General features: G+C 65.5%; 30 protein-coding genes. 5 read left to right on the plus strand and 25 right to left on the minus strand.

Annotation, left to right across the window (positions count from 1 at the left end; translation table 11 throughout):
* Window positions 1–100: 100 nt before the first annotated feature.
* Window positions 101–898: a HEAT repeat domain-containing protein gene (locus PX52LOC_RS00770; protein WP_149108282.1), complete on the minus strand. Its 798-nt coding sequence runs from the start codon at window positions 896–898 to the stop codon at window positions 101–103.
* A 258-nt stretch (window positions 899–1,156) separates the two neighbouring features.
* Between PX52LOC_RS00770 and PX52LOC_RS00775 the strand changes: the two genes are divergently transcribed.
* The 5 genes from PX52LOC_RS00775 to PX52LOC_RS00795 all read left to right on the plus strand — a co-directional run bounded on the left by PX52LOC_RS00775 (window position 1,157) and on the right by PX52LOC_RS00795 (window position 5,829).
* Complete coding sequence (locus PX52LOC_RS00775) at window positions 1,157–1,843, plus strand: hypothetical protein (RefSeq protein ID WP_149108283.1); 687 nt, start codon at window positions 1,157–1,159, stop codon at window positions 1,841–1,843.
* 71 nt (window positions 1,844–1,914) lie between these two features.
* A complete protein-coding gene (locus tag PX52LOC_RS00780) occupies window positions 1,915–2,205 on the plus strand; it encodes a hypothetical protein (RefSeq protein WP_149108284.1) in 291 nt (96 codons plus the stop codon).
* 10 nt (window positions 2,206–2,215) lie between these two features.
* Entirely contained in the window at window positions 2,216–4,108 is a 1,893-nt protein-coding gene (locus PX52LOC_RS00785; RefSeq protein WP_149108285.1) for a flagellar hook-length control protein FliK, read from the plus strand.
* 23 nt (window positions 4,109–4,131) lie between these two features.
* On the plus strand, window positions 4,132–4,500 hold the full coding sequence (locus PX52LOC_RS00790; protein WP_149108286.1) for a flagellar hook assembly protein FlgD: 369 nt from the start codon (window positions 4,132–4,134) through the stop codon (window positions 4,498–4,500).
* A gap of 66 nt (window positions 4,501–4,566) precedes the next feature.
* Complete coding sequence (locus PX52LOC_RS00795) at window positions 4,567–5,829, plus strand: flagellar hook protein FlgE (protein WP_149108287.1); 1,263 nt, start codon at window positions 4,567–4,569, stop codon at window positions 5,827–5,829.
* Window positions 5,830–5,878: 49 nt separating this feature from the next.
* On the opposite strand, the gene PX52LOC_RS00800 is transcribed toward PX52LOC_RS00795, so the two are convergent.
* From PX52LOC_RS00800 to PX52LOC_RS00915, 24 genes are all read right to left on the minus strand, one after another.
* The gene (locus tag PX52LOC_RS00800) at window positions 5,879–6,259 is read right to left on the minus strand and encodes a hypothetical protein (RefSeq protein ID WP_149108288.1); all 381 of its coding nucleotides are present in this window, start codon (window positions 6,257–6,259) and stop codon (window positions 5,879–5,881) included.
* Complete coding sequence (locus PX52LOC_RS00805; RefSeq protein WP_149108289.1) at window positions 6,256–6,654, minus strand: FliM/FliN family flagellar motor switch protein; 399 nt, start codon at window positions 6,652–6,654, stop codon at window positions 6,256–6,258. The genes PX52LOC_RS00800 and PX52LOC_RS00805 overlap by 4 nt, the downstream gene beginning before the upstream one ends.
* Window positions 6,655–6,679: 25 nt before the next feature.
* Window positions 6,680–7,546 (minus strand): FliM/FliN family flagellar motor switch protein, encoded by an 867-nt coding sequence (locus PX52LOC_RS00810; RefSeq protein ID WP_149108290.1) that lies wholly within the window; start codon window positions 7,544–7,546, stop codon window positions 6,680–6,682.
* A complete protein-coding gene (locus tag PX52LOC_RS00815) occupies window positions 7,543–8,073 on the minus strand; it encodes a flagellar basal body-associated FliL family protein (RefSeq protein WP_149108291.1) in 531 nt (176 codons plus the stop codon). Before PX52LOC_RS00815 ends, PX52LOC_RS00810 begins: the two co-directional genes overlap by 4 nt.
* A gap of 159 nt (window positions 8,074–8,232) precedes the next feature.
* On the minus strand, window positions 8,233–9,090 hold the full coding sequence (locus PX52LOC_RS00820) for a hypothetical protein (RefSeq protein WP_149108292.1): 858 nt from the start codon (window positions 9,088–9,090) through the stop codon (window positions 8,233–8,235).
* Window positions 9,091–9,107: 17 nt separating this feature from the next.
* Entirely contained in the window at window positions 9,108–9,800 is a 693-nt protein-coding gene (locus PX52LOC_RS00825) for a hypothetical protein (protein ID WP_149108293.1), read from the minus strand.
* Window positions 9,801–9,832: 32 nt separating this feature from the next.
* Entirely contained in the window at window positions 9,833–10,045 is a 213-nt protein-coding gene (locus PX52LOC_RS00830) for a hypothetical protein (RefSeq protein ID WP_149108294.1), read from the minus strand.
* An 88-nt stretch (window positions 10,046–10,133) separates the two neighbouring features.
* Window positions 10,134–10,880 (minus strand): sigma-70 family RNA polymerase sigma factor, encoded by a 747-nt coding sequence (locus tag PX52LOC_RS00835; RefSeq protein ID WP_149108295.1) that lies wholly within the window; start codon window positions 10,878–10,880, stop codon window positions 10,134–10,136.
* A 43-nt stretch (window positions 10,881–10,923) separates the two neighbouring features.
* On the minus strand, window positions 10,924–13,077 hold the full coding sequence (gene flhA, locus PX52LOC_RS00840; protein WP_149108296.1) for a flagellar biosynthesis protein FlhA: 2,154 nt from the start codon (window positions 13,075–13,077) through the stop codon (window positions 10,924–10,926).
* A 177-nt stretch (window positions 13,078–13,254) separates the two neighbouring features.
* Complete coding sequence (flhB, locus tag PX52LOC_RS00845) at window positions 13,255–14,331, minus strand: flagellar biosynthesis protein FlhB (protein WP_149108297.1); 1,077 nt, start codon at window positions 14,329–14,331, stop codon at window positions 13,255–13,257.
* A gap of 3 nt (window positions 14,332–14,334) precedes the next feature.
* A complete protein-coding gene (locus PX52LOC_RS00850) occupies window positions 14,335–15,099 on the minus strand; it encodes a flagellar biosynthetic protein FliR (protein WP_149108298.1) in 765 nt (254 codons plus the stop codon).
* Entirely contained in the window at window positions 15,096–15,365 is a 270-nt protein-coding gene (locus PX52LOC_RS00855) for a flagellar biosynthetic protein FliQ (RefSeq protein ID WP_149108299.1), read from the minus strand. Before PX52LOC_RS00855 ends, PX52LOC_RS00850 begins: the two co-directional genes overlap by 4 nt.
* A gap of 12 nt (window positions 15,366–15,377) precedes the next feature.
* A complete protein-coding gene (locus PX52LOC_RS00860; protein WP_149108300.1) occupies window positions 15,378–16,013 on the minus strand; it encodes a hypothetical protein in 636 nt (211 codons plus the stop codon).
* Window positions 16,014–16,098: 85 nt separating this feature from the next.
* On the minus strand, window positions 16,099–16,773 hold the full coding sequence (gene fliP / locus PX52LOC_RS00865; protein WP_149108301.1) for a flagellar type III secretion system pore protein FliP: 675 nt from the start codon (window positions 16,771–16,773) through the stop codon (window positions 16,099–16,101).
* Window positions 16,773–17,195 carry a flagellar biosynthetic protein FliO gene (locus PX52LOC_RS00870; RefSeq protein WP_149108302.1) on the minus strand — a complete coding sequence of 141 codons (423 nt, stop codon included), beginning with the start codon at window positions 17,193–17,195 and terminating at the stop codon, window positions 16,773–16,775. The genes fliP and PX52LOC_RS00870 overlap by 1 nt, the downstream gene beginning before the upstream one ends.
* A 56-nt stretch (window positions 17,196–17,251) precedes the next feature.
* Window positions 17,252–18,037, minus strand: coding sequence for a MotE family protein (locus PX52LOC_RS00875; RefSeq protein ID WP_149108303.1), 786 nt, complete (start codon window positions 18,035–18,037; stop codon window positions 17,252–17,254).
* A gap of 4 nt (window positions 18,038–18,041) precedes the next feature.
* Complete coding sequence (locus PX52LOC_RS00880) at window positions 18,042–18,521, minus strand: flagellar FliJ family protein (protein WP_149108304.1); 480 nt, start codon at window positions 18,519–18,521, stop codon at window positions 18,042–18,044.
* Window positions 18,522–18,624: 103 nt separating this feature from the next.
* Window positions 18,625–19,974, minus strand: coding sequence for a FliI/YscN family ATPase (locus PX52LOC_RS00885; protein WP_246173624.1), 1,350 nt, complete (start codon window positions 19,972–19,974; stop codon window positions 18,625–18,627).
* Window positions 19,949–20,491 carry a FliH/SctL family protein gene (locus PX52LOC_RS00890; RefSeq protein ID WP_168218740.1) on the minus strand — a complete coding sequence of 181 codons (543 nt, stop codon included), beginning with the start codon at window positions 20,489–20,491 and terminating at the stop codon, window positions 19,949–19,951. The genes PX52LOC_RS00885 and PX52LOC_RS00890 overlap by 26 nt, the downstream gene beginning before the upstream one ends.
* A gap of 359 nt (window positions 20,492–20,850) precedes the next feature.
* Entirely contained in the window at window positions 20,851–21,816 is a 966-nt protein-coding gene (locus PX52LOC_RS00895; protein ID WP_149108306.1) for a FliG C-terminal domain-containing protein, read from the minus strand.
* Window positions 21,817–21,911: 95 nt separating this feature from the next.
* Window positions 21,912–23,459, minus strand: a complete 1,548-nt coding sequence (gene fliF, locus PX52LOC_RS00900; protein ID WP_149108307.1) for a flagellar basal-body MS-ring/collar protein FliF — start codon at window positions 23,457–23,459, stop codon at window positions 21,912–21,914.
* 56 nt (window positions 23,460–23,515) lie between these two features.
* The gene (fliE, locus tag PX52LOC_RS00905; RefSeq protein ID WP_149108308.1) at window positions 23,516–23,818 is read right to left on the minus strand and encodes a flagellar hook-basal body complex protein FliE; all 303 of its coding nucleotides are present in this window, start codon (window positions 23,816–23,818) and stop codon (window positions 23,516–23,518) included.
* Window positions 23,819–23,894: 76 nt separating this feature from the next.
* On the minus strand, window positions 23,895–24,329 hold the full coding sequence (gene flgC / locus PX52LOC_RS00910; RefSeq protein ID WP_149108309.1) for a flagellar basal body rod protein FlgC: 435 nt from the start codon (window positions 24,327–24,329) through the stop codon (window positions 23,895–23,897).
* Between the two features lie 25 nt (window positions 24,330–24,354).
* A complete protein-coding gene (locus tag PX52LOC_RS00915) occupies window positions 24,355–24,696 on the minus strand; it encodes a flagellar basal body rod protein FlgB (protein WP_149108310.1) in 342 nt (113 codons plus the stop codon).
* Window positions 24,697–24,783: the final 87 nt, after the last annotated feature.

Raw genomic sequence — 24,783 nt, forward strand, 5'->3', positions numbered from 1 at the left:
AGCCTTTACCCCGCGGATAATCGTCTCGGGCGGAGGAACGTCTTCCCCCTCACCCCGGCCCTCTCCCCCTCAAAAGCCGGGGAAGAGGGTGAATGGATGCTTACGACGAGCCGGTGATTCGGACGAGCGCGTCGGCGGCGGCCTTCCGCACGTCCTTGTCGGGGTCGGTGAGCAAGTTCTGAATCGGCCCGCTCGCGTCGAGGGCGGCAGGGCCGAGTTTGCCGAGCGTTCGCACGGTCGAGAGCCGCACGTTGTCGTCGGTATCGCCCAGGTCCAGCACGTAAGCCTGAATCAATTCTTTCGACGGCTTCGCGGTCGGCTGAATCCGCCGCACCGCGGCCACGGCCGCACGCCGCACGTCGCCGTCAGAGTCGCTCAGCACCGCCGTCAGTGCCGGCAACGCGGTAACCGCACCGGCTTCCAGCGTGCCGAGAACCTTCGCGGCCCGCAACCGGGTGCCCTCGTCGCGGCTCCGTAACTGCTCGATGAGCCCGGCCAGGTCGCGGCGGTCTTCACTGCCCAGGATTTGCTTCGTCGCGCCACGCACGGCCAGGTCGATGTCGGTACTCCGGCCGGTAGTCTTCGCCAGCACCGGCAGCGCCGGTTTCGCGGCGGCCCCGATGGCCCCGAGGGCTTCGGCCACCGCTTCCTGTAAGTCCTCTTGCTCGGCCTTCCGCAACAGCGTGAGCTGGTGTTGCAGTTCATCGAGGGCCGCGTGTGCCTTCGGCCCAATCTTGGCGAGGGTGTGAGCCGCCTCCGCCCGCTGCGTCGTCTTCAACCGCGGGTCGCGGACCACGGCGACCAACCGGAGGGCCAGGCGGTCGTCATCGTCGTCCGCCCGTGCGAGGGGCGAGCCGAGGCCGAGGCCGAGAGCGGCGAGCAGGAAGTAGCGGTTCACGAATCGACTCCTGGGAGGCCAATTCTCAGCATCGTCTGCCGTCGCGAACAGCGTGCGTCGAACGCCTGCCGTCGTCGGGGAAAAACCGGCGGCGCGTCGGGACGATCGGCGTCACCGGCAGATTGGGACTGGCGGGGTGGCAAATTTTGCCGGACAATGACCGATGACTCAGGGAGGCGGCGAACTCGCGCCACCCCCGAACTGTGCCTTGCGAAAATCGCGCCGGCCGCGTATAGCCCCCAAACGAGGGGAACGACCATGCGCAAACTCGCCATCCGATCGGCCGCCACCGGCACGATACTCGCCACCCTGATGGGTTTGAGCATCGCGGCCGACCCGCCCGCGGTGCTGCCGCCGCCGAAGCCGCTCGACGAGCCGCGGAAACTGCGAACGGAACTGGAAGCTCTGGCCGCCGAACGGGACGCCATGGCGAAGGATTTGGCCGAGCCGCCAGGCACAGCGTCCGAGCGGGCGAAACTGCGGGCGCAGTTGCTGGAGTTGGTCAAGCGCGTCGGCGAGAAGAAGATGGCCCCCGCGGCCCCACCGATGCCACCGCCCACCCGGGTTGGGAAGGAACCGCCGGTGGCTCCGCCTCCGGTGCCAAAATTCACCCCGGACGATAGCACAAAGCCTGTTGACGCGGTACGAGCGGGCCAGAACTACTTCCGCTCCGGTGACGTTGATGCTGCTCTGCGGACTTTCAAGCTGATCGACACGAATGCATTACCAAAGGAAGACCGGGCGTTCGTCCAGTACATGACGGCGTGTTGCCTGCGAAAGACGAACAAGTTGAGCGAGGCAGCGGCGATTTTCCGCGAGGTTGCGGACCACAAAGATGACGAATTCCTCGCCGAGTACGCCGTCTGGCAGCTCAGCACGATGAAGTCGATTCAAGAACTTGAGACTAATCTCGAACAACTACGCTCCCGGCGGAAATCGAAGTAGATTTCCTGCCGGAATATCGGGCTTTTCCCCTGCGGGCGGAACATCACGTAGTAAGTATTGAGTGCTTAACGATGACGACCGAAGAACTTCTCACCGCGATCCGCGAGCGACTGACCGGCGGCCACGGATTCGACGACCTGTTGGCCCGATTGTCGCAGTCAGTCGCTCTATTACAAGACCGACTCGCCTCGGCTGATGCCGACGAGCGGGAGCGGGCCCGGATTGATGGCGCACAATTGCAGCAGGAAATTGCAAAGCTGACGGAGTTCGGCGAGAATCGGTTGAATGGGCTTCATACGGAAGTGACGGCCCTGGTTCGGAAAGGAAGCCTCGACCGCCTGTACGGCACGACGCACCACTGACACAATGCCTGTGACATCTGCTGACCTTCTGGCTGCCTCGTTGCCCCCGCGGCTGACCTTCACGCCGTCGAACCAGTCGGCCGCCCCGGGCGACGACTCCAGTACCCCGGCCCAGGCGAATTTTCAGAACGTCCTGACCTCGGTGCAAACGGCCACCCCGACCAACGCCACCGCAACAACGACGACCACGGCAACAGCAACCACGACGACCGCGACCACCACGACTTCGACCGACGCTACCTTATCGACGACCGACGGCAATGTGTTGCCCGGAAATTTGCTCGATTCGCTCGCGACCAACGAAGATACCACTGACGCGACGACGGACACCAACAGCGCCCTCGGCCTTCTCCTTGCGGCCCTGACGACCACGCAGCCGACGGCGACGACCGACTTCGTGCCCGCCGACGCGACCGCGAACACGAGTCTCGCGACCGGAACCGCAGCCCTGGCTGATACGCAAACGACAGCCGTCACCGTTCCGCCCACGACGAACACCGACACCCGGTCGCGGGCCGACCAACTGCGGCTCGCCCAATCGCCGAACCGGCCGACGACGACGCCCCTGACGACTCAGCCCACGGCCCTCCCCGCGACGACGACGGCGAACACGCCGACGGCCGCGACGACCGACCCGAACGCCCCGCCGACGCAGACGAATCCGACAACCCCGGCCCAGACCGCGGCGGTTCCCGCGTTGACGACCACGACGGCGGCCACGCCCGGCGACACGGCCCGAGTGGCGGCCCGCACACCGTCGATTCTGGCCCAAGCTCCGATCGTCGTGGACCCGAACCAGGGCCTTCCGAGTGGGCCACCCGCCGCCGCCAACCCGCCGGTTTTCCCGGCCGTGGCCGCCACCGACCCCGTTCAGCCGACGCCGGCCGTGACGGCGGGCCAACCGCTGAGCGTGACCCTCGAACTGCGGGCCAACTTCACACCGCCACCGGCCGCTCCTACGCCGCCGACCACCGCGGCCGCTTCGCCGTTCGCGACGGTGCTGCAACAACACGCTCCGGCCCCAGCGAATCCTGCAACGACCCCGGCCGCGGTTCAAACCGCCACGGCCATCCCGACGACGGCACCGACACCGACGATAACGGCACCGACGGCGACCACGGTTCAGCCGACCATCGTCCCACCCGCGGCCGTTCCGGTTCAATCGCCATTGCCGGTCGCCGCTTCGACCGAAACGGCCCAACCCGTCGCGGTCCCCGCTGCGGTTGTCGCGGGCCAACGGCCGGTCGATACGATCCTGCCGACCGCGGTGAACGCGTCCTCGCCGACGCAAACGGGCACCCTGTTCGCCAACGTGAACGGGCGAAGCCCGGCCGCGACGGCCCGCGAATCGACGCCGGTCGATTCCTCGAACGGAACCGACCTCACGGCCACGACGAACACGCCCGTCGCGGGCCTCGTGCCACAGGCCGTCGACGCCCCGCCGCCACAAGCTCCCGCGGTCGCAACGACGCAAACGCCATCGCCGGCCGCGCAACTCAGCGACAGCATCGTGACGCACGCGAGCATCGCCGAGAAGGATGGGAAGGTCGAGTTCCAAATTCGGCTCGACCCGGCCGAACTCGGCCCGGTGAAGATCAAAATCGTCGCCCACGGCGACCGGATGAGTGCGGAAGTCGTCGTGTCCAACGACGCCGTGCGGCAGATGGTCGAGAGCCAACTGCCCGACCTCCGTCAACGGTTGGCCGACGCGGGCCTGAATCTGCCGAACCTCGACGTGAGTACGGGCGGCGGACAAACGGGCGGCCGACAAGCCGAAAGTGACGCCCAAGGGGAGCCGACCTTCGGCGGGTTCCGCCAGGTCGCCTCGACGAGCCAGTCGCCACGCCGGTCGGTGGCGAGGGGCCTTCCGGACGGAACCGGAACGCTCGACGTGATGGTGTAAGCCCAAAAGGAGGAGGAGCGAACATGAGCCAGATTGCTTCGGCCACGAGTTCCGCGATTTCGCAGGACCAGTTCTTGAACCTGCTCGTGACGCAGCTTCAGAACCAGGACCCGCTCGACCCCGTGTCCGACCAGAACTTCATCACCCAACTGACGCAACTGAACACGCTCACGAGCCTGCAATCGCTGAACGCAAGCTTCTCGGAGAATTTGAAACTGCAACAACTGACCCAGGGGGCGGACCTCGTCGGCCGGACCGTGCAGTACACGCCGGCGGACGGGAACACCCCGGCCACGGGGACGGTGAGTTCCGTCGCCGTCGAGAACGGCCAGTTCGTGTTGAAAATCGGCACGGCAAGCGTCGGCCTGGATAGCGTACTTTCCGTCCAGTAACCAACTGCGGCCGGCGGGGGCCGGTCGCGATTTTTCTACCGTGATTCACATCAAGGAGTGACGACGATGACTTTGGCAGCCTTGTTCAGCGGTGCGAGCGGCCTGGCGGCGAACTCGACGGCCCTCGACGTGGTCGGTAACAACCTCGCGAACTTGAACACGACCGGCTACAAAACTCAGCGGACGCTCTTCCGCGACCAGGTCTACCAACTGCTCGACGGCGGCTCGGCCGCGGGCGTGACGGGGTCCGGCGGGACGAACGCCTCGCAGCTCGGTAACGGCGTGACGGTCGGCACGATCGACACGCAGTTCACCCAGGGGGCCGTCAACCCGACCGGCCGGTCGCTCGACGCGGCCATCAGCGGCAACGGCTTCTTCGTCCTCCGCTCCCCGACCGGCCAATTGTACTCCCGGGCGGGCAACTTCGACGTGGACTCCAGCGGGTTCCTCGTCGAGCCGTCAACGGGCAACCGCATCCAGCGGACCGGCACCGCGGGCGAAGGGTCGGCGACGCTCCCGGGGTTCCAGGTCGCGGGCAATAACGACATTCGCGTTCCCATCGGGTCCGGCGTGCCGGGCGTGCCGACGTCGAACGTCACCTTCCGGGGGAACGTGAGCAGCAAGACGGCCGTGGGCGACCCCGCCGTTAACCTGACGCCGATTCAGTTCTTCGACTCGCAAAGCGGATCCCACACCTTGAGCGTGTCGTTCACGAAGACGGCCGACAACACGTACAGCGTGTCGGCCACGGCGACCGACGCGACGGTCACCTTACCGCCGACCTCCGTGACCTTCGACACGAGCGGGAAACTGCTCTCGCCCGCCTCGCTGGCGATATCGATTACCGGGATCGCCGGGGCGGCCACGCAGACCGTCAACCTGAACTTCGGTACGCCCGGCCAGTCAACCGGCCTGACGCAGACCGGGGACGCAACCGACGGGGCGGCGGTCACCCAGGACGGCAGCGGGTCGGGCACGCTCCTGTCGGTGTCCATCGACGCGAACGGTACCATCCAGGGGTTGTCGTCGAACGGCCGGACGGTCCCCGTGGCCCAACTCGCCATCGCGTCGTTCAACAACCAGGGCGGCCTGATCCGTGCGGGGACGAACACCTTTTCGACCGGCCCCGGGTCCGGTGAGCCCTTGATCGGATCCGCCAACACTGGCGGCCGCGGGGCGATCTCGGGCGGTGCCCTCGAAGGGGCGGGTGTGGACATCGCGGTCGAGTTCAGCCGCCTCATCATCGCCCAGCGGGGCTTCCAGGTGAACGCCCGGACGATCTCGGCGGCCAACGACACGCTGCAAGAACTGGCGAACATCATCCGATAACGTGTGACAACGTGAGAAGCCCCGGCACAATTGTGCCGGGGCTTCGTGCTTACTCCACCTCGCCGACCAATTCTTCGAACTTCTCACTCAGCACGACAATCGAGCGGATGCCCGTGGCATCAGTCGTCACGGCCACACTCTGTCCGTCGGCCTTCAAGACGTGGACACTCGCCCACGTGTTCAGCGTCAGACTACTCTCGATCACCAATCGGTCGTTCACCGGGCCGGTCTTCGGCTTCGTAACGCGGCGGGTAACCCAGATCAATCCACCACAGATGGCGAGCGTGAGGGCGGTGAGGCCGACGAGGCGAACGAGCAAGCTCATCGGGTCCGGCGGCGCGGGCGTGACCGGCGGCGTATAGTCGAGATCGGCCGCTCGGAGCGGGCCGGCGAGCAGGGCGAACACGATCAGCGTCGTCAGTGGCTTCATGCCGGCTTGGCCCCGCCCTTCGCGGGGAGGAGTTGCTTGATTCGCACGGCGAAACGGTCCTCGACGACCACGACCTCGCCGGTGGCGAACGGCACGCCGCGGACGGTCAGTTGCACCGGCTGGCTCACCAACTCTTCCAGTTCCAGCACGGCCCCTGGGCCGAGCTTCAAGATTTCGCCGATGGGCAGGACGACGTGGCCGAGTTGGGCGGTGATCGTCACCGGCACGTCGCGGAGGAAGTCGATCGGGTTGGCAGCCCCCGTCGCGGCCGACTGCGGCATGAGCTGCGCGAACTCGGCCATCTTCGCCAGGATTTGGTTCAACTCGGCGGCCGACGGCGCGGCCGCAGGGGCGGGCGTCGTGGTGTCGGCGGGTGGGGCCTCGGCGGTGGACATCGCGGCTGTTTCCTCGTGGGGTGGGTCAACCCGTCGCGGTCTGAACTTGCACCGCACAGCGGCCACTGACCGCGCCCGGCCAGACGCGGAACTTTGCCGCCCCGGCCACGCGCGCCTCCAGCGGCTCGCTCACCCGTTGCCGTAAGAGTACCACATCCCCCGCGACCAGTCGTGCCAGGTCGAACATCGTCAGGTCGGCGGTGCCGAGGACGACGGTCACGTCCACCGGCATTTCCTTTACAAGCGTTTCAATCTGCGTCCGCACGGCCGCGTCGGACGGCACGGCCCGCACTTTCGGCGTTGTCAGTTGTTCCAGGCGGCCGGACCGGGTGAACAGCAGGCGGACGGCGAACTCGCCGAGAGGCGTCGTCAGCGTCAGTTCCGCAAAGTAGGCCGCGTCGGCGAGCGGTTGCCGCCAGACGGTTTCCGGCGGGCCGCCGGCGTCGGACTTGAGTTTAATCCCGCCGGGCAGCGGCCACGCGATCTCCATTGGCTGCACGAGCAGTTCGCGGAGCATGTAATTGCAAAGGGATCGTTCGACGGTGCTGAGTTCGCGGTCGGCGGGGAGTTCCTTCGGCGTCTCGCCCATCATCCCGGCGAGCAGGAGCAGGATCACGGGCCGGGGAATCGCGAGCAGGAAGTTGTCGTCGGCTTGTTCGGAGGCCCGCACGACGAACCCAACGGCCTCGAGCGGGAGTGAACGGATGCCGGCCCCGGCGGTGGTGATCTCAACACGGCCGACCTTCGGCTCGGCCGGGAACGGCAACGCCTTGGACCACGTGACGGCGGCGCGGCGGCAGGCTTCGGTCAGCCACGCGGCCACCCGCCGCTCGGTGTCGCCGGGCGGCGGTTTGCGAAAGTCGAACGCGGGAGGCGCGGCCGGTTGTGTCATTGCACCAAGTATTCCTCGAACACAATGTTCTTCAAGGCCCCGTGCCCGTTCGGGTACAGGATGTCCTCGAATCGCTCCAGGATCTCCCGTTGAACGCGGTTCACGCCGACCGTGAACTGAACGTCCTTGACCGTCTTGCCCGACAGGTGGCTGATCATCCAGCTCTTCATCGCCGACTTCTTCTTTTCCAGCATCGTCGTGACGGTCGCCTCAGCCTCTTCCTCTACCATCAGCACGATCTTCAACTTCAGGTAGCGGGTCATCCGCTCTTCCGCGAGGTTCACGACCACGTCCCCGAAGGGCACGGGGGCGAGCTTTTCCTCGGCGTGGGCGGCCTTCTTCTTCGGCTTCACGTGGCCGGTGGCGTGCTCCTCGCTCGCCTCGGCCGTCTTGCCGAGCAGGGCGGGCACGTTCACGAACATCGGCAGGGCACCGCCGGCGGCGATGGACAGCACGGCCGCGATCAGGAACTTACCCTTGCCGCCCTTCTTCTTGGCGGCGGGGGCGGGTGCGGCTTCTTCGGACATGGATGAACCTCACGGTGTTGCGAAACCAGTTCGCATCCGTGCGGCTGATGTGAGTCCCTTCGAAGCCCACCGCGTGGTGGGCGTTGTAACCCGACAAACGCGGGCGGCACAAGACCAACTCTTGGCGAACTGCGTTCCGTCCGGAACACGGCCCGTCGGTCATTGTTTCAGCGGAAAAATCGACGTCCGCCGGGGCGCGACCGGGGCCGGCGGGCACGTGCTGCACGCACTACTCGTCGATCCCCCAGCCACGGGCGCGGGGGCGGGTGCCTGGCGGTTGGCCACGCCGCTCGCGGCTTCTTCGCCCAACAGCGTCTCGGAGATCACGTGGGCCACCCACCGCTGAAACAGGGCGGGCGAATCCAGGGCCAACTCCTCGGCGAAGACGTCGTCATTGGCGATCTGGTAGTTCCGCACCCGCGGCGGCAGCGGCTTCGGTCGTTGGCGGTAGAACGTCCGCACCTGCTCGGCGATGCCGGCGTCGGTCGTGTCCCACAGGCCGTCCACGGAGGCGACGACTTTGGCCAACCCGGGGTGGACCACTTGCACCACCACGCCCATCCGCGGACGGGGGTACGGCGAATACTGCGTGATCGCGGCGTGAACGACCACGTCGGCCCGCGTAATGCGGGCGAGTTCGAGCATCGTCGCCTCGTCGAACGAGCCGTCGCGGTGGACGGTCGCCGCGAGGCGGGCACAGTCGTCCGGCGGGGCGGCGACCACCTCGAAACGGCCGAGGCGTTGTAGTTCGCTCGTCAGGGCCGCGTGAAATTCCGTGTTCGCCCGCGTGTACGGCGACTCGTTCAACGGCGGCAGCACCAGCACCCGCGACACGCTGCCCCATTGCCAACCGTCGTGGTGGTACTGGCTGTACGTCGTCGGCGCGAGCGGCGGCACTTGATTCTTCGGCCACCCGGGTAGGGCGGCGATCCGCTGCGCCAGGCGCGAGTCGCCGAGCGAGTGACACCCCGTCGTCACCATCAGGCCGCCCAGCACCAGCACCGTCCGCCGCCGCATGGGGAAGTCCCTTTCCGTTATTCCTTCGGCTCTTCGAGCAGCTTTTCGAGTTCCGTCACGATCAGCTTCAGCGTCTCGACTTCCTCGCGCTCCGTCTGCCGAATCTGATCTTTCAGAACCAGCACGGCCTTCTTGTACGCCTTCAATTCGTTCTTCGACCGGATCACTTCCACGGTCGCCGCCTCGACTTCCCGCAGGCTCTCGGCGGTCGCCTCCTCGCGTGTCGTGGCGTTCTGTTCCAGAGCCGCGATCCGCGATTGCAGCGCCTTGTTCTCGGCCTGCAACTGCTCGATCTTGCGGGCCAACTCCACGGCCCGATCGGTGCCGTTCTCGGCCGGGTTCAGGGCCAGCGTCCGGCCGGTGACGGTCGGCGTGGCCCGCGTGTGCGGGTCCGGCGCGATCGGCAGGGGTGGCGCGGTCCGCGTGGACGGTTCGGGCGGCGTCAGGCCGTCCCAGGTCGAGCGGCCGCCGGCTGGCGGCGGGTTATCGGCCGGAAACGCACCGCCCGAGACGGCCGTTGCCCCCGACCGTTGGTTCCCACTGGCGAAGTTCGAATCCGACGACGACAGCGGGGCCTGAGGGCGTGCCAAGGCGGCGGTCGATCCGAGAGATTGATCGAAGGTTTTTAGGGGCGATTTGCCCGGAACGCCGGTACAGCCGACCGACGCCAGGAGGGCAACAACGATGAAGACGACGTGGAACGCTCGCACCGACCCCCCCCTTCCTTGAGAGTGAACCTTGCTCAGGCGTAGTCGCACTGAATGCGGATGCGTTCGCCGCAGCCGCACGTGATGTCGATGGCCCGGATCACGCCGTCCTCGCGGACGAGTTGAATCGTCGGCTCCCCGTGCTTGACGTGGGCCACCGGCGCGCCGATGCGAACGGTGTCGCTCGACACTTTCACCTGTTGCCCGCCCAGTACGGCCGGCGTCAGAGCTTCGGGTTCCATCGTCATGTGCCACCACCTCCCCAATAACGGTGGCCGGGATGCGTGCCGGGTATAGCGAAGCTGCGCGGCCTGTCAATGCGAAGCCGGACGCGGGTCACACGCCGGCAAACGTGTCCGCCCCGACCCGGGATCGCGCCTTCAAAACTTCGCCGAGTTCGAACAAGGCCCGCGTGATGAGGCGGCTGATCCGCGACGGCGAGAGCTTCATGACCTCGCTGATTTCCCGCAGCCGCAACTCTTCGCGGTAGTAGAGCGTCACCGCCGTGCGCTCCTTCGGGGCGAGGTTCTCGATCGCTTCCGTCAGGTGCTGCACGGACTCCCAGCGTTCGACTTCCGCCTCGGGCGGGGCCATCGTCTCGATCGGGGCCATGCCGTTCGGTTGTGCGGTCTGCTCCCACGACACCATCTTCACGAAGCGGTCGGCCGCCAGGGTGTCGAGAACGTCGTCCACGGTCATGCCGACCTCGGCCGCGATGGCCTCGACGCTGACGGGAGCCGGCAGCGTCCGCTGGGCCTTCCGTACGGCCGACACTCGTTCGAGCATGTGCTGGGGCAGCGGGCTGTTGCGGCGGAGTTCGTCGTACACCGCCCCGCGAATCCGCAGGTAGGCGAACGTCTTGAACTGGGCGTTTCGCGTCGGGTCGAACTTGCCCGCCGCTTCGACGAGGCCGAGGACGCCGGCTGATTCCAGGTTCTCCACGTCCACGCCGGGGGGCAACTCGCCGACCAGTCGGCCGATGACGTGCTTGACGAGCGGCAGGTGCGACAGAATCAACTCGTCGCGCCGACTCTGCGTCGCGACTCGCTGGTACTTCTGGACGGCTTCACTGTTACTGCTCACGGGCGAACTCTCAGGGTGTCCATCAGGGCGGTCGTCTCGCGGGTTACGATCCCGCCGCGGTCGGTTCGAACATTCCACTCACGGCTGCGGGGGTGGCGACCAGTTCTTCCAGCCGGATCATCGCCACCGGTTCCATCAGCATGTCGGTCGGGATCTCCTGGTAGGAAATCACCGCCAGGTCGTTCAGCGTGCGGGACAGGGCGTTTCGCATCGCCCGGCGGAGGCTCGAATCACAGAGCAGCGCCACTTCAATGCCCCGTTGAGCCGCCCGGTCTTGTTCGGCCTTGAGCCGCATGGTCATCGCTTCCAGCCGGGCGAAGTCGAACACCAACTGCTGCCCTTGTACCGACCGCCGCAGTTCCACTTCCAGCCGCGGGTCGAGAACCAGTGCTCGGATGCGGCCGTTCGCGTCGCGGAAGCGGTCGCAGATCGTCCGGCCGATGTCCGTCCGCACCTTTTCCGTCAGGTCGCTCGGGTCTTTGATCGTCGGCCCGTGGGCCGCGAGGCTCTCCATGATGCGGGCCAGGTTCGTGATCGGCACTCGCTCTTGCAAGAGCAGCGTCAGCACCCGGTGCAGGCCGCCCATCGTCATCACGGTCGGGATCAGTTCGTCCACCACGGCCGGCGACGTTTCGCGAACCTTATCCACCAGCCCCTTCAAGTCTTCCCGGCTCAGCAACTCGTGGGCGTGCTTCCGCACCACTTCGCCGAGGTGCGTAATCAGCACGCTCGGGGCGTCGACCACGGTGTAGCCGTTCATCTCGGCCCGGCCGCGGTCCGGTTCGTAAATCCACTTCGCCGGCAGGCCGAAGGCGGGTTCGCGGGCGTCTTCGCCGTCGATCATGATTCGGCCCTGGCCGCTCGGGTCGATGGCCAGCCACTGGTCGGGCCGCACGCTGCCGCGGGCCACTTCCCGCCCACCGACCAGCACGCGGTAGGTCTGGGAATCCAGTTGAATGTTGTCCCGCACCCGCACGGCCGGCACCCACAGGCCGTTTTGTTTCGCGATGTCCCGCCGCAGGCCGCCGATGCGGTCGAGCAGGCTCGGCCCCCGCTTCGACGACACCATCGGAATCAGGGCCGTGCCGATCTCCAGGCTGATGCGGTCGGACTGGAGGAAGTCGTCCACGTAACTTTCGAGCGTCGACTTCGGCGGTTCGGCCGATGCCCCGGGCGCTCCCGGCGTGCCGGCTGCGCCCGGCGTCGTCGCGGACGGCGGTGGAGCGGCGTTCGCCTGGGCCGTCAGTCGCCGGGCCAGTACGAACAGCATCACGCTCAGGAAGATGAACGGGAGTTTCGGCAGGCCGGGCACGAATGCGAGACCGAGGACGATGATCGACCCGAGGCGGAGCGGCGCGATGCTGGTCTGCACCTGCCCGCTGAGTTCTTCGCCGAGGCTATCACCACTCGACGCCTTCGTCACCAAGAGGCCGGAGGCCGTCGCGGTGATAAGGGCGGGAATCTGGGTAATCAGCCCGTCGCCGATGGTCAGGATCGAATACTTGTTGATGGCTTCGAGGACCGACTGGCCGTTGATGAGGCCGGTGATGATCCCGCCGATCATGTTGACGCCGGTAATCAGCACGGCCGCGATCGCGTCGCCGCGGACGAACCGGCTGGCCCCGTCCATGGTGCCGTAGAACTCGCTCTCCCGCATCAGGTTTGTGCGGCGTTTCTTTGCCTCCGCTTCGTCGATCAACCCGGCGTTCATTTCGGCGTCAATCGCCATCTGCTTGCCGGGCATCGCGTCCAGGGTAAACCGGGCCGCCACTTCCGAGACGCGACCGGCCCCTTTCGTGATGACCACGAACTGAATCACGATCAAGATGGCAAAGATCACCAGGCCGACGATCAGGTTCCCGCCGACCACAAACTTCCCGAACGCCAACACGATCTCACCGGCGTCCCCGTTCAGCAGGATCAACCTTGTCGTCGCCACGTTTAATCCGAGGCGGAACAAAGTTAGTAGCAAAAGTAGCGACGGGAACGTCGAAAAATCTAATGGCTTCTTCACGCTGAGCGTGACCAGAAGCAGCAACACCGTGGTACTCAGGTTCACCGCAAGCAGCATGTCGAGGACGATCGTGGGCAGCGGAACCAGGAACACCACCAACAAGCCGAGCAGCGACAAGGAGAGAACCATCTCGCTGCGCTGCAGGGTCGTCACGACCGGGTTGGCCGGGGCCGGCGTCGCCATTGTTCGTCCTGAAACTGCCGGTTAAACCGACAAAAGTATTTAGTGTAAACCGGCCGTCGGGGGCGGCCGGTTCGGGATTTTCTGCGCGGAAATCCCGGCGAATTCAGGTAGCGGTCCGCAAAGTTCGCTCCCGCCGAAGGGCAAACGTGCGAATTTTGCGCCCCCACCTGAGCCGGGCTACGGGGTGATACCCGCCCCGCGCAGGCGATACACGAGGGCGATCAATTCCGCAACGGCACGGAACAGTAAGGCCGGGATCGGCTGCCCTTCCTTCACGCTCTTGTACAGCGCCCGGGCCAGCGGCGGCCGCTCCATCACCGGCACCCCGCTCTCGCGAGCGAGTTGCCGGATCCGCTCCGCGAACGCCCCGGCTCCCTTTGCCACCAACACCGGGGCCGCGTCCCGGGTCGTATCGTACCGCAGGGCCACCGCGTAGTGCGTCGGGTTGGTAATCACCACCGTCGCCTTCGGCACTTCGGACAACATCTTCCGCTTGGCCCGCTCGCGGCCGATTTGCCGCATCCGCGCCTTGAGTTGCGGGTCGCCGTCCGACTCCTTCGCCTCCTCCTTCACTTCCTGCTTCGTCATCCGCAGTTGCGTCTCGAACCGCCGGCGTTGGTAGACGTAGTCGATGATCGAAATGAGAACGGCCGCAGCGGCAAGGTAGAGGGCGAGGCGGGTGACGAGGCCCCACGACGCGACGACCGCCCCGCCGACGGTCCCGTGGCCAAGGCTGGTGATGACGCCGACCCGGCTGACGACGATAAAGTACGCCACGCCGCCGACGGCCAGCACCTTCAGGATGCCCAGACCGCCCTTCACCACCGACGCGAACGAGAACAGCCGCCCGAACCCGCTAACCGGGTTGAGGCGGTCGAACTTCCACTCCAGCCGTTCCGGCGTGATCTGAAAGCCGGCCTGCACGACGCTGGTGGCGACCCCGGCGGCGAGGAGAATGCCCAGAATCGGGAGGAGCGCGGAGAGGGCGACGAGCGTGAGCCGGGCGATGAGCATTTGCACGTCGACGGCGGTGAGGTCGCCGCGGAACGCTTGCGGGATGTCGTGGCGAAAAACGCCCAGCATCGCTTCGCCGAGCGGCTTGCCGAAGGACGAGAGCGCGATGATACCCGCGAGGAGGACCGCCGCCCCGACCAGTTCCGCACTGAACGGAATCTGGCCCTGCTTGCGGGCGTCCTCGCGGCGTTTCGGGCTCGCGTCCTCGGTTTTCGATTCCGGGTCGGTGTCTTCCGCCATCGGTCATCTCACCAGGAAATTCGCCGCGTCCACGTTGGCGGCCCCCGCGAACGCCAGACCGCGGACGATCTCCGGCAGCAGGAACAGCACGCCGAGCAGGGCCACGATCGTCTGGATCGTGAAGCCGATGGAGTAGACGTTCAGTTGCGGGGCCACGCGGGTCATGATCGCGAGGCAAACGCTGAGCAGGAACAGGCACAACGCTAGCGGTCCGGCGAGCAACATCCCGGCTTCGTAAGCGGTGCTAAGGGCGGCGAGGTGCGGGCCGAACTCCGGCAGACCGGGGCCACCGAGCGGGAACTTGGCGAACGAAGCGTGCAGGGCCGTAATTGCCAGGTGGTGGCCGTCCACGCCGAGGAACAGCAGGCCGGCGGTCGTTTCGAAGATGATCGTGAACGGCCCGCCGCCTTCCGCCCCGCTAGGGCTTTGCGCCTGCGAGGCATTCAGGCCGATCTGTTGAGTGACGAACTCGCCAGCGATGCGAGCCGGCAGCAGGAACAGCGCGAAGACGAACCCCATGCTCGCGCCGATCAACGCTTCCCGCACGAGGGCGAGCGCGTACCGTAGCGGGTCCACGTCACCGGCCGTCTTTGCGAAATCGCCGTCCCACGTCGGCGGGGCGGCCGCGAGGTAGAACGCGGTGAGCGCGATGGCAAACGCGGCCCGCACCGTCCGCGGCGTCCGGGCCGCGAACGGCGGCATCACCGCGACGAACGTGCCGACGCGGGCGAGCAGCAGGCCGACGTAAGCCGCAATTGCGGGCGTCATTGGCCCGCCTCCGCGGCGTATCGCATCATCCTCTGGGTGAACTCGATGGCCTGCTGAAGAGTGAAGCCGAGCGTGACGATAATCGCGATGCCGACGAACACGATCCGCGGCACGTAGCTCAGTGTCTGGTCCTGAATGCTCGTGACCGTCTGGAAGATGCTCACGACGAGGCCGATGATGAGGCTGACGACGAGCGCCGGCATCGCCACCAGCATCGCGGTGAAGAACAGTTCTTGAATCAGGTTGATCGTCTGTTCGGGGGACATCGTGAATACCTCTCACCTCTCATGGATGCCGATCCCCAGTTCAGATACCAAAGCCTTGAAATCCTTGCTACTCCGGGTTCCGAGGCTCATCATCACGCCGGCACCCGATTCTTCAACACAAACGACTTGTCCGTTACGCACGAAAGCCGAGTGGACCCCACTACGCCCCGCAAGTGGCCAACCTCTCATCAAGCGGCGGGCAACAACGGCGTCCATTTGATCGGAGTAGCCGGCGTGCGGCATCGAACCGGTTGCATACCAGCAGAGCATCCCCGGTAGGAACTGAGAACACCTTGTCTCGGCCACCCAATCACCGTCTTCGAAATCCATTGTCTGAAAGACCATCGGGTCGACCGCCGTTGTTCTCGCCCGCACGCCCCAGTACAAGACGCATTGATTTTCTTCTTGAAACACCAGCCGCCTTTGCGATACCGAGAGGTCGTCGGGTGATAAGATGCGGTTGTGGACGTGGTTCAGTTCGTGACGACCCACCGACAAGTAATAATCTCGCAGAGCGTCGGGAATTCTCAGACCAAGTTGAACCTCGGCTGTTTCGACCGCTCGCAAGGAGTAGCCGTAATTCGAAGACGAATTGCCGGTGATGTCCGCAAGTAACTTGCGATAGCGCTCGGCAAAACTCCCTGCCATCGCGCGACCTCCATCCGGAGTTTAACTAACGAGCATTCTCACGTCTTCTGATCTGTCTTCGCAGTGCTCATCCGTGGCCAATTTCTTAGCCGTAACTACTCGCGACCGCGTGAACCACCATGTGCCAGCCGTCGGCCAGCACGAACAGCAGAATCTTGAACGGGGCGGAGATCGTCACCGGCGGCATCATCACCATGCCCATCGCCGTCAGCACGCTGGACACGACGAGGTCCACCATCAGGAACGGCAGGTAGATGCAGAAGCCCATGATGAACGCGGTCTTCAGTTCGCTAATCATGAACGCCGGCACGAGCGTCAGGAATGGTGTCTCCTCGGGCGTGTTCACGGTCGTCTTCGACAGGTGCAGGAACAGCGTCAGGTCTTGCTTGCGCGTGTGTTTCAGCAAGAACTGCTTGTGAATGTCGGCCGCCTTCTGGATCGCGAGGGGGCCACTGAGAGTCTTGTTCAGGTACGGTTGCAGGGCCGTGCGGTCGATCTCGTTGATCGTCGGCTGCATGATGAACAGCGAGAGGAACATAGCTAGACCGATGAGCACCTGGTTCGGCGGCACGTTCTGCGTGCCCAGCCCTTGCCGGGCGAAGGACAGCACGATGATGACGCGCGTGAAGCACGTCACGGCCATCAGCGCTGCCGGCAGTAGAGCCGTCAGGCCGAGCGTCAGCGCGAGTTGCACCGGCGGCGAGGCGTTGGCGAGGTTCAGCCCGTCGGGGCGGGTGAGTACGTCGGCGATGTCGGCCATTACACGGCCTCCGGCGAGAGGCGGAACGGACCGACGACGGTCGACGGCAGCGGGCCGGGCAGTTCCGTGACGGCCTTCACGCCGGCGTGGTCTACGCCGATCAGCAGTCGGCGGTCACCGGCCCGAACGAGGTGGACGAGGCCGCGCGACGCGAGCGTCACCGTGGCCAGGATTTCCATGTTCCCGGTGGCGACCGGGCCGGGCTTCTTCCAGCGCACGAAGACAACGCACGCCCCGGCGAGAACGCCGAGGCCGAGGAGCATCTTCAGCAGGAAGCCGACGTAATCGGGGGCGTTAGTTGCCGGCGTGGGCGATGGCGAACCGCCGATGAGTTGCGGCAGCACGAATCCTGCGACGACGACGGCCACCCCGATCGGGACGAGCTTATTCGGCGCAGGCTTGGCGACAGGGGTGGGGGCCATCGGTTCGGTCCTTCGAACCCGGGGATTGTGTCATCATCCTGACGATCCGTCACTTCTCAGTGGCCGGCGGCTTCAGGGGCCGGGGCCGGGCGTTTCGTCGAGCGCATCTTGTCGAGAAGCTGGCCGGCCAGCGCGATGTCGGGAATCTCCGCGAGAATCTTCGCGGTCTGTCGCTCCTTCATCTTGCCGAGCACCTTCACGACCGTTTCGAGTTTGCCGTCGTTGGCCATCTCTTGCAGTTGCAGGGCCGCCTTGTCCGTCGGCATCGCTTCCACGACGGACGCGACTTTCTCCAGGTTCTTCGCCTCGGCCGCGTCGGCTTCCGCCTGGGCCTTCTTCAAGTCCGCCGGCAGCGGCGTCTTCTTGACCTCGGCGACGGACTTTTCCAACTCGTCCCGCTGCTTCTGAAGCGTTGAGGCCCGGTTGTCGAGTTCGATGTTCCGCTCCAGCGTGGCCTTCGTTTCGGTGGCCACCTGCTTGGATAACTTGTCCTGCACCTCGCGCTGCTCGCGGGCGTCTTGCAGCACGATCTCGATCTGTTCCAGGCGCTTCTGCAACTTCTCTTCGCGCTCCCGGCTGCGGGCCAGATCGCCGGTGTCGGCGTGCGAAGTCTCGGGGCCGTGACCCTTCTCGGCCGGCTTCGCGTGGTCGCCCTTGTCGGCCGGCTTACCGTGGTCGTCCTTCTCGGCCTTCTTCTCTTTGTCGGCGTCCTTCTTCGGCTCGTCCTTTTTCGCCTCGGGCTTGGCCGCCTCTTCCTTCGACTGCTTCAACCACATCGACAAGCCTGCCGATACGGAGAACAACAGCATCGACGTCAGTGCCAAGATGATGAGATTTTTCATGGTGTCACGCTGCCTCGTTTCGAGCCGCCTCGTTCCGATCCTCTTGTGCGGCCATCCACCGCCGCAGGCTGATTTCGTCGAGTTGTTCCTGAGTCTTCGCCTCGCGCTCCCGCTTCCAGGCGTCCCACTTTTGTTGGCGCAGAGACGTCAGGGCTTCCACTTCGCCGGCCACGGTCTTGCGCTCCTCTTGAGCGATCTTCCACTTTGCCTCGGCGGCGCTCGCGGCCTGTTCCGCCGCGGCGAGTTGCCGGCTGAGGTTCTCGGAGAGTTCGAACACGTTCACCCACTGGCACGGCGAAACGCCCTGCCCGAGTTTGCCGCTGAGCGCCTCGGCCACGCGAACTTGCTGAACCTTCACGCCGTCCACGACCGTCCGGGCGGCGATGAACACTTGCTCGGCTCGGGCTTCCTCCGCCTCGGCGATTCGCTTCAATTGCGACTTCACCTTCAGCACGCGGTCCATCGAGAACTCAAATCGCTTCACGGGCAATCGCCTCCGAAGGCGGAGATATGACAAGGTGGGCAGTTCGCGTCAAGGCGATCTGCTGCGACTCACCCGGCACCTTACGGTGCTCGGCTCGCCAATCTCAGAAGTTCCACTCGCGCGTCAGTTCCATCATCGCCGCCCGCGTTTGCTCGAAGTTCGCCCGCTCGCCGATGTCTTGCTTCAGGAACTTCTCGATCCGCGGCATCAGTTCGATCGCCTTGTCGTCCTTCAGGTTGTTGCCCTTCTTGTAAGCCCCCACGCGGATCAGGTCGAGGATGTCGGCGTGCGTCGCCAGGATCGACCGCAACTTCCGGGCGGCCAGGGAGTGGTCCTTCGACACCACGTCGGTCGCGATCCGGCTGATGCTCTTCGACACGTCGATGGCCGGGTAAATGCCGCGTTCGGCAATTTTGCGGTCCAGCACGATGTGGCCGTCCACGAAGGACCGCACCGCGTCGGCGATCGGCTCGTCCAGATCGCCACCGTCCACGAGCACGGTCAACAGGGCCGTGATGCCGCCGACGGAGGCGTTGCCGAGGCGTTCGATCGTGTTCGCGAGAACCTGGAAGACGCTCGGCGTGTAGCCGCGGGAGGACGGCGGCTCACCGCGGAGGAGGCCGAGTTCCCGCTGGGCCAGGGCCAACCGCGTGAGGCTGTCGATCATGAGCAGGACTTGCTCACCGTTGTCGCGGAACGAGTCGGCGATGGCGATGGCCGCCTGCGTCGCCCGGACCCGCATCAGCGGCGTTTGCTCGCACGTCGCGACGATAATCACCGACCGGGCCAGGCCTTCCGCCCCGAGGCAGTCTTCAAGGAACGGGGCGACTTCGCGGCCGCGTTCGCCGATCAGGGCGATCACGTTCACGTCGGCCTTCGCACCCTTCGCCATTTCGCCGAGGAGCGTGCTCTTGCCGACGCCCGAACCGGCGAAGATGCCGACCCGTTGGCCGTGGCCGAGGGTCAGCGTGCTGTCGATGGCGCGGATGCCGCTGACGAACGGCTCGCGGATGCGGGCACGGTCCATCGCGGCCGGGGCCGGGCGGTTGAGTGGTTGGCGGGGACAGTCGCCGATCGGCCCCTTGCCGTCGAGCGGGCGGCCGAGGCCGTCGATCACGCGGCCGAGCAACCGCGGGCCGGTCGGAACCGTCAGGCTGCCGCCCTTGCGGAACACCGGCATCCCCGGCGTCAGGTTGTCCACCGGGTCGAACGGGACGAGTTGCGAGAGGTTGTTCTCGAAGCCGATGACTTCCGCGAGGATCGGCTCGCCCTTCTTCGGCATGATCGCGCAGTGGTCGCCGACGGCCGCCTGCACGCTGCTGGTCAGCAGGCCGGTGACGCTCTTGAGCGTGCCGCCTTGGCGGTACAGCGGCGTCATGGAAATACTGCGGCTCAGCTTGGTCACGTCGAGACCGAGCGTGGGCGTCTTACGCAGTTCGAGCAGTTCGGGCATCAGCCAAATTCCTGAGGAGGTCATCGCGAATTTCTTGCAGGTGGCGGGTCGGGTCGGACAAGACCAGCGAACCGTTACCACCCTCGACACGGCACTCACACCGTTGCAGACTGTCGTCCGCCACCAGTTTCGGGTCATCGCCGGACAGGAGTCTTTGACCGCCGAGTCGGCGTTCGAGCAATTTCAAGTCGTCGGGGTTCAGCCAGACCGTGACCGGCGTGTCGTTGACGAGTTCGGCCGCCATGTCGCGGACCATTGCCTCGACCGGAAACTCGTCGGCCGACACCTCGCGGTGCAGCAACTGCACGGCGATGGTCAGGGCGAGTTCGACGGCGGCGTTCTGAAGGCCGTCGAGGTTAGCCGCCTGTTGGCGGCTCAGTTCCGCGACCTTCGCTTGAATCGTGGCCAGCGTCGTCTGGATCATCTTGCGGTCGGCGGCCATGTCGCGGCCGATCGCGGTGTCCGAGAGGTTCTGGGGAATTTGCGGTATGGGAATGACGGGCGTGGCGGGCGCCACAGGAGTCGGTCGACGGAACGGCGGCAGCGGCGCGTTCGGCGAAACGCTAACAGCGTTCGAAAGCCGTCCGCTGAAGCTCACTCGGAACGTCGCGGGTGTGGAGTTCGGTCTTCCCATCCGAGGGAGTCCTTAATCCGTTGGGCCGATTCTGCTGTGGGCGAAATCGTTGCCAGCCGTGAGCAACTCAGAGCAGAACCACGGTGCGTTCTCGCGATAGCTTAGTAGCGTATCGTTGTTGGAAGTGAAAGCATTATCGAGGGAATTTCAGCAGATTTCTTTGACCGATTCGAGCTGATTCTACTCACGGCAGAAAGCTGGGAAGTCCACACCATATGAAGGGTGTTTTTGAAGATGGGGGATTAATCTTCGAGCGATACTTTTCCTTCCTCTTCATACTGCCGCAGGACGGCCAGGATCTCATCCTGGGCCTCCTTATTTTTCGCCTGGGAGACGTTGCCGATCATTTCCATCTCTTCGGTCAATAGTTCTCGCGTGCGGGCAGAAATGTTCTTCACGATCTTCGCAGCAACCGCTTCGTCCGCTCCCTTCAACGCGGTGGCAATCGTTCGCAAGTTCAACTGCGTGAGCATCTGTTGAAGTGGTCGGTCCTCGATCTTGTTCAGGTCACTGAAGCGGAACAGTTTCGCCTTCACGCTGTCGGCGAGGTCGCGGTCGGCGGCCTCAATCTTTTGCAACACGGCCAGCCGCTCCGCTCGCGGCAGGCCGCGGAGCATGGCGGCGAGGTCGGCGATGCGGTCGGCTCCGACGGCTTCCGTCGGCTGGTCGATGAGGCCGTTCCCCTTCTCCGCGACCGCCTTCGCGATCTGGTTGACGAGGGCGAAGTTCCGGGGGCCGGGTTGCGAGTACCGCATTGCGATGTCGGCCCGCACCTCGGCCGGCATGCCCTTCATCACCTGCCCCGCGACGGTTGGTTCCAGGCACGTGAGAATGAGAGCGATGGCCGAGGGCGGTTCCCCTTCGAGTGCCCGAATGAGGCGGTCGGTCGAGAGTTTCTTCAACTCCTCGATCGGGTCGTCGGGCGCGGCTTGCAAAGAAACAGTGTCGGACGATTGCGCCACCGGACGGTATTCGCCAGCGGCGGCCGCCCCCGGGAGGTAGCCGCGGCCGAGGATGCGGTGCAGGTCGAAGAATTCCGTCAGGGCGGTGTCAAGATCGGCCGGCGAAGCCGGGGCGGCGTTCGTCAGCAGGTTCGCGCGCAACCGCTCGGCCGTCGGCCCCATCCGGCTGAGCAATTGCTCGACCAGATCGGACGGCAGCGCCCGGATGAGCGCGGTGGCCAGTTGTTCGCCGTTCACATCGGGCATCGTAGTTTCATTCGCCGTACAGAGTGAAGGGTGAACGGGCGGCACGCTGAAGGGGCCACCTTGCACCCCTTTTACCGTGTCACCCGTTCACCCTTTCACGACTTCGCCCCCGCGAGCATCGTCATCGCCTCGGCCACGCGGTCCGGGTCGGTCCGGGCCAGCTCCTTCAGTCTATCGAGCATCTGCTGCCGCCGCTCCTCCGGCGTCGGTTCCGGTGGCGGTTTCGACGTCTCGTCCGCGGCCGGCGTGGGGGCCGGGCGCGCCCGGCGGCGGAGCATCGTCAACGGGACCAACGCCAGGGCCAGGGCGACGGCCACCGCCAGGCTGATGTTCCGGGCCAGGGACACGTACGTTTGAATCTTCGCCAGTTTCGCGGCCTCTTCTTCGGCCTCGGTCGGACCGGCGGTCGCAATCGGCGACGTGAGGCGGACGTTCGAAACCTTGATCTGGTCGCGGTTGGCGGTGAAGCCCACGGCCTGCTGAATGATCGCTTCCGCGTCGGCCACGGTCATCGTCGGGGCCGGTTGGCCTTCCGCGGGCGTCAGGTCGATCATCGCGGCGATGTTCAGCCGTTGCAACACGGCCCGATCGCCCTCCAGTTCGCGGACCGTTTTCGACACCACGTAATCGGCGTTCAGCACTTCTTCCTTCGAATTACCGCTCCCGCCGCCACCCGAAATGCCACCGGCCGGGGCGATGTTACTCCGTGCCCCGGTGACACCACCGCCGCGCGGCGGCGTGGTACTCTGCGAAGTCGTGTTCCGCTCGGCGATGACGACCTTGCCGTCCGGTGAGAACGTCTCCTGCCGCTCTTTGAGCCGTTGAAAATTGATATCGGCGCTGACGCGGATCACCGCCCGGCCCAGGCCGAGCGACTTGTTGAGCATGTCCTCGGCCTTCTTCGCCAGGTACTCTTCGAGCGACCGCCGGTACTCGATCTGGGCCGCAGGGATTTGGTCGCGTTCGCGGGCGTGGGGGTCGGACAGGGGCAGGCCGGTGGCGGCGTCCAGTACGGTGACGTTCTCCGCCTTCAGGCCGTCCACGCTGCCGGCGACCATCGCCACGATGCCCGCGGCCGCCGACGGGGCCAGGGCCATGTTCGGCTTGAGCTTGAGGACGACGCTGGCCGTGGGCGGCCGCTGGTCGCGCACGAACGGCGTCGGCTCGGGCCGGGCGATCATCACCTGGGCCGACTCGACCGGGGCCAACTTCATGATCATCCGGGCGAGTTCCGTTTGGATCGCCCGCTGGTAGTTGACGTTCTGCGTGAACGGCGTTGCCCCGAGTGAGGCCGAGTCGAAGAGTTCGTACCCTTTGCCGCCGCGGGCGGGAAGGTTGTCGGCCGCGAGGGCCACCTTCGCCTCGGCGTGCCGTTCGTAGGGGACGGAAACGCCCGTGCCGCCGTTGATGAGCTTGTTCGGAATGGCCAGGGCGTTCAGTTTCGTGACGATCGGCTGCACGTCTTCGAGTGCCTGGTTCGTCACCAGCGGCGTGTACTCGGCCGTGCCGGTCGAGAGGATCGAGAAGGCCGCGAGCGCCGCGAACACGAGCAGCGTGACGCTGACGAGGAGGACTTTGCGCAGGGTCCCCAGTCCGCTCCAAAAGGTGCGCAGCTGCGTCAGTAGCCGCTGAAGCGGATCCATCCGTGCCCCCGAAACGCCACCGCGTGCGGGTCGCTAGTTCGACCACCGCACGGCCCCTATATCTGCATCCGTGAGACTTCTTGGAACGCTTCGGTCAGGCGGTTCCGCAGTTCCAGTATGAGCCGGAACGACAGGTCCGCCTGGGCGACCGCGGCCGAGACGGTGTGCAGGTCTTGCGACTGCCCCGTCACGAGGTCGTTAACGGCCGCGTCGGCGGCCGCGTTCGCCTGTTGGTTCTCGTTCAAGAGCGACCCCAAAACCTGGCCAAATCCCCCGGCCGGGTTGGTGTCGCTGACCGCCCCGGTCGGCCGCGCGAGCGGCGTTAACGGAGCAAGAGTTCCCACGGATTCCACGCCCATAACGAAACTCCTGTGTGCGGTCAACGCGGGTTTGACTGGGTTGGAACTCGGAGCAGAAGCGGCGGGTCAGAAAATGTTACGTCCGAAGCAGCGACAGTGCTTGCTCGCTCATCTGGCGGAAGGTCTGAATTGCCTTCAGGTTCGCTTCGTAGGAGCGGCTCGCGGTCAGGAGGTTGACCATCTCGATCGGCAACTGCACGTTCGGCAACTTCACGTAGCCGGTCTCGTCGGCGTCGGGGTGGCTCGGGTTGTAAACCCGCGGGAACTCCGTCTGGTCTTCGACCAACTCGACCGCCTGCACGCCGCCGAGGGTCGGCGGGCCGTGCTTGCCGGCTTCCTGCCCGAGCACTTCGGCGAAGACCACGTCCTGCCGGCGGTACGGGCCGCCGTTGGCGCTCTTGGTGGCGTTCGCGTTGGCGATGTTGTTCGCGATCACTTCCATGCGGAAGCGCTCGGCCGTCATGCCGGAACTGCTGATGGCCGTGGCCGCGAAGAGGTTGTTGAACGGCATGAGACGCTCCCTGGATTCGTCCGGATTAGCGGCCGGAAATCGCGGACCGCAACGACCCGACGCGGCTCGCCAGGATTTGCGACGCGGCCTGATAGAGCAGGCTGTTCTTGGTCATCGCGTTGATTTCTTTGTCGATGTCCACGTTGTTGCCGTCGACCCGCTCGGGGCCGTCGGACTCCGTCACCACCGGCTTCACGGTGGCCGGTTGCCCGAGGTGTTTGGACAGTTCGTCCTCGAACGTTACTTCCATCGCCTTGTAGTTCGGCGTGTTCACGTTCGCGATATTGTTGGCGATCACCCGGTGCCGGAGGGCGGCCACGGTCATCGACTGGGTGAGCAGGTTAAAGCCAAACGCGGTCGGTGTCATTTCGCATTCTTCGACCGGCAGACTGGGCAGAGTTGAACGATTGTGCGGATTATTCGCCCCACTGCATCAAGACGCCCCACTCGCGGC

This window comes from Limnoglobus roseus (assembly GCF_008254045.1).
In the GTDB taxonomy this organism is placed as follows: Bacteria; Planctomycetota; Planctomycetia; order Gemmatales; family Gemmataceae; genus Limnoglobus; species Limnoglobus roseus.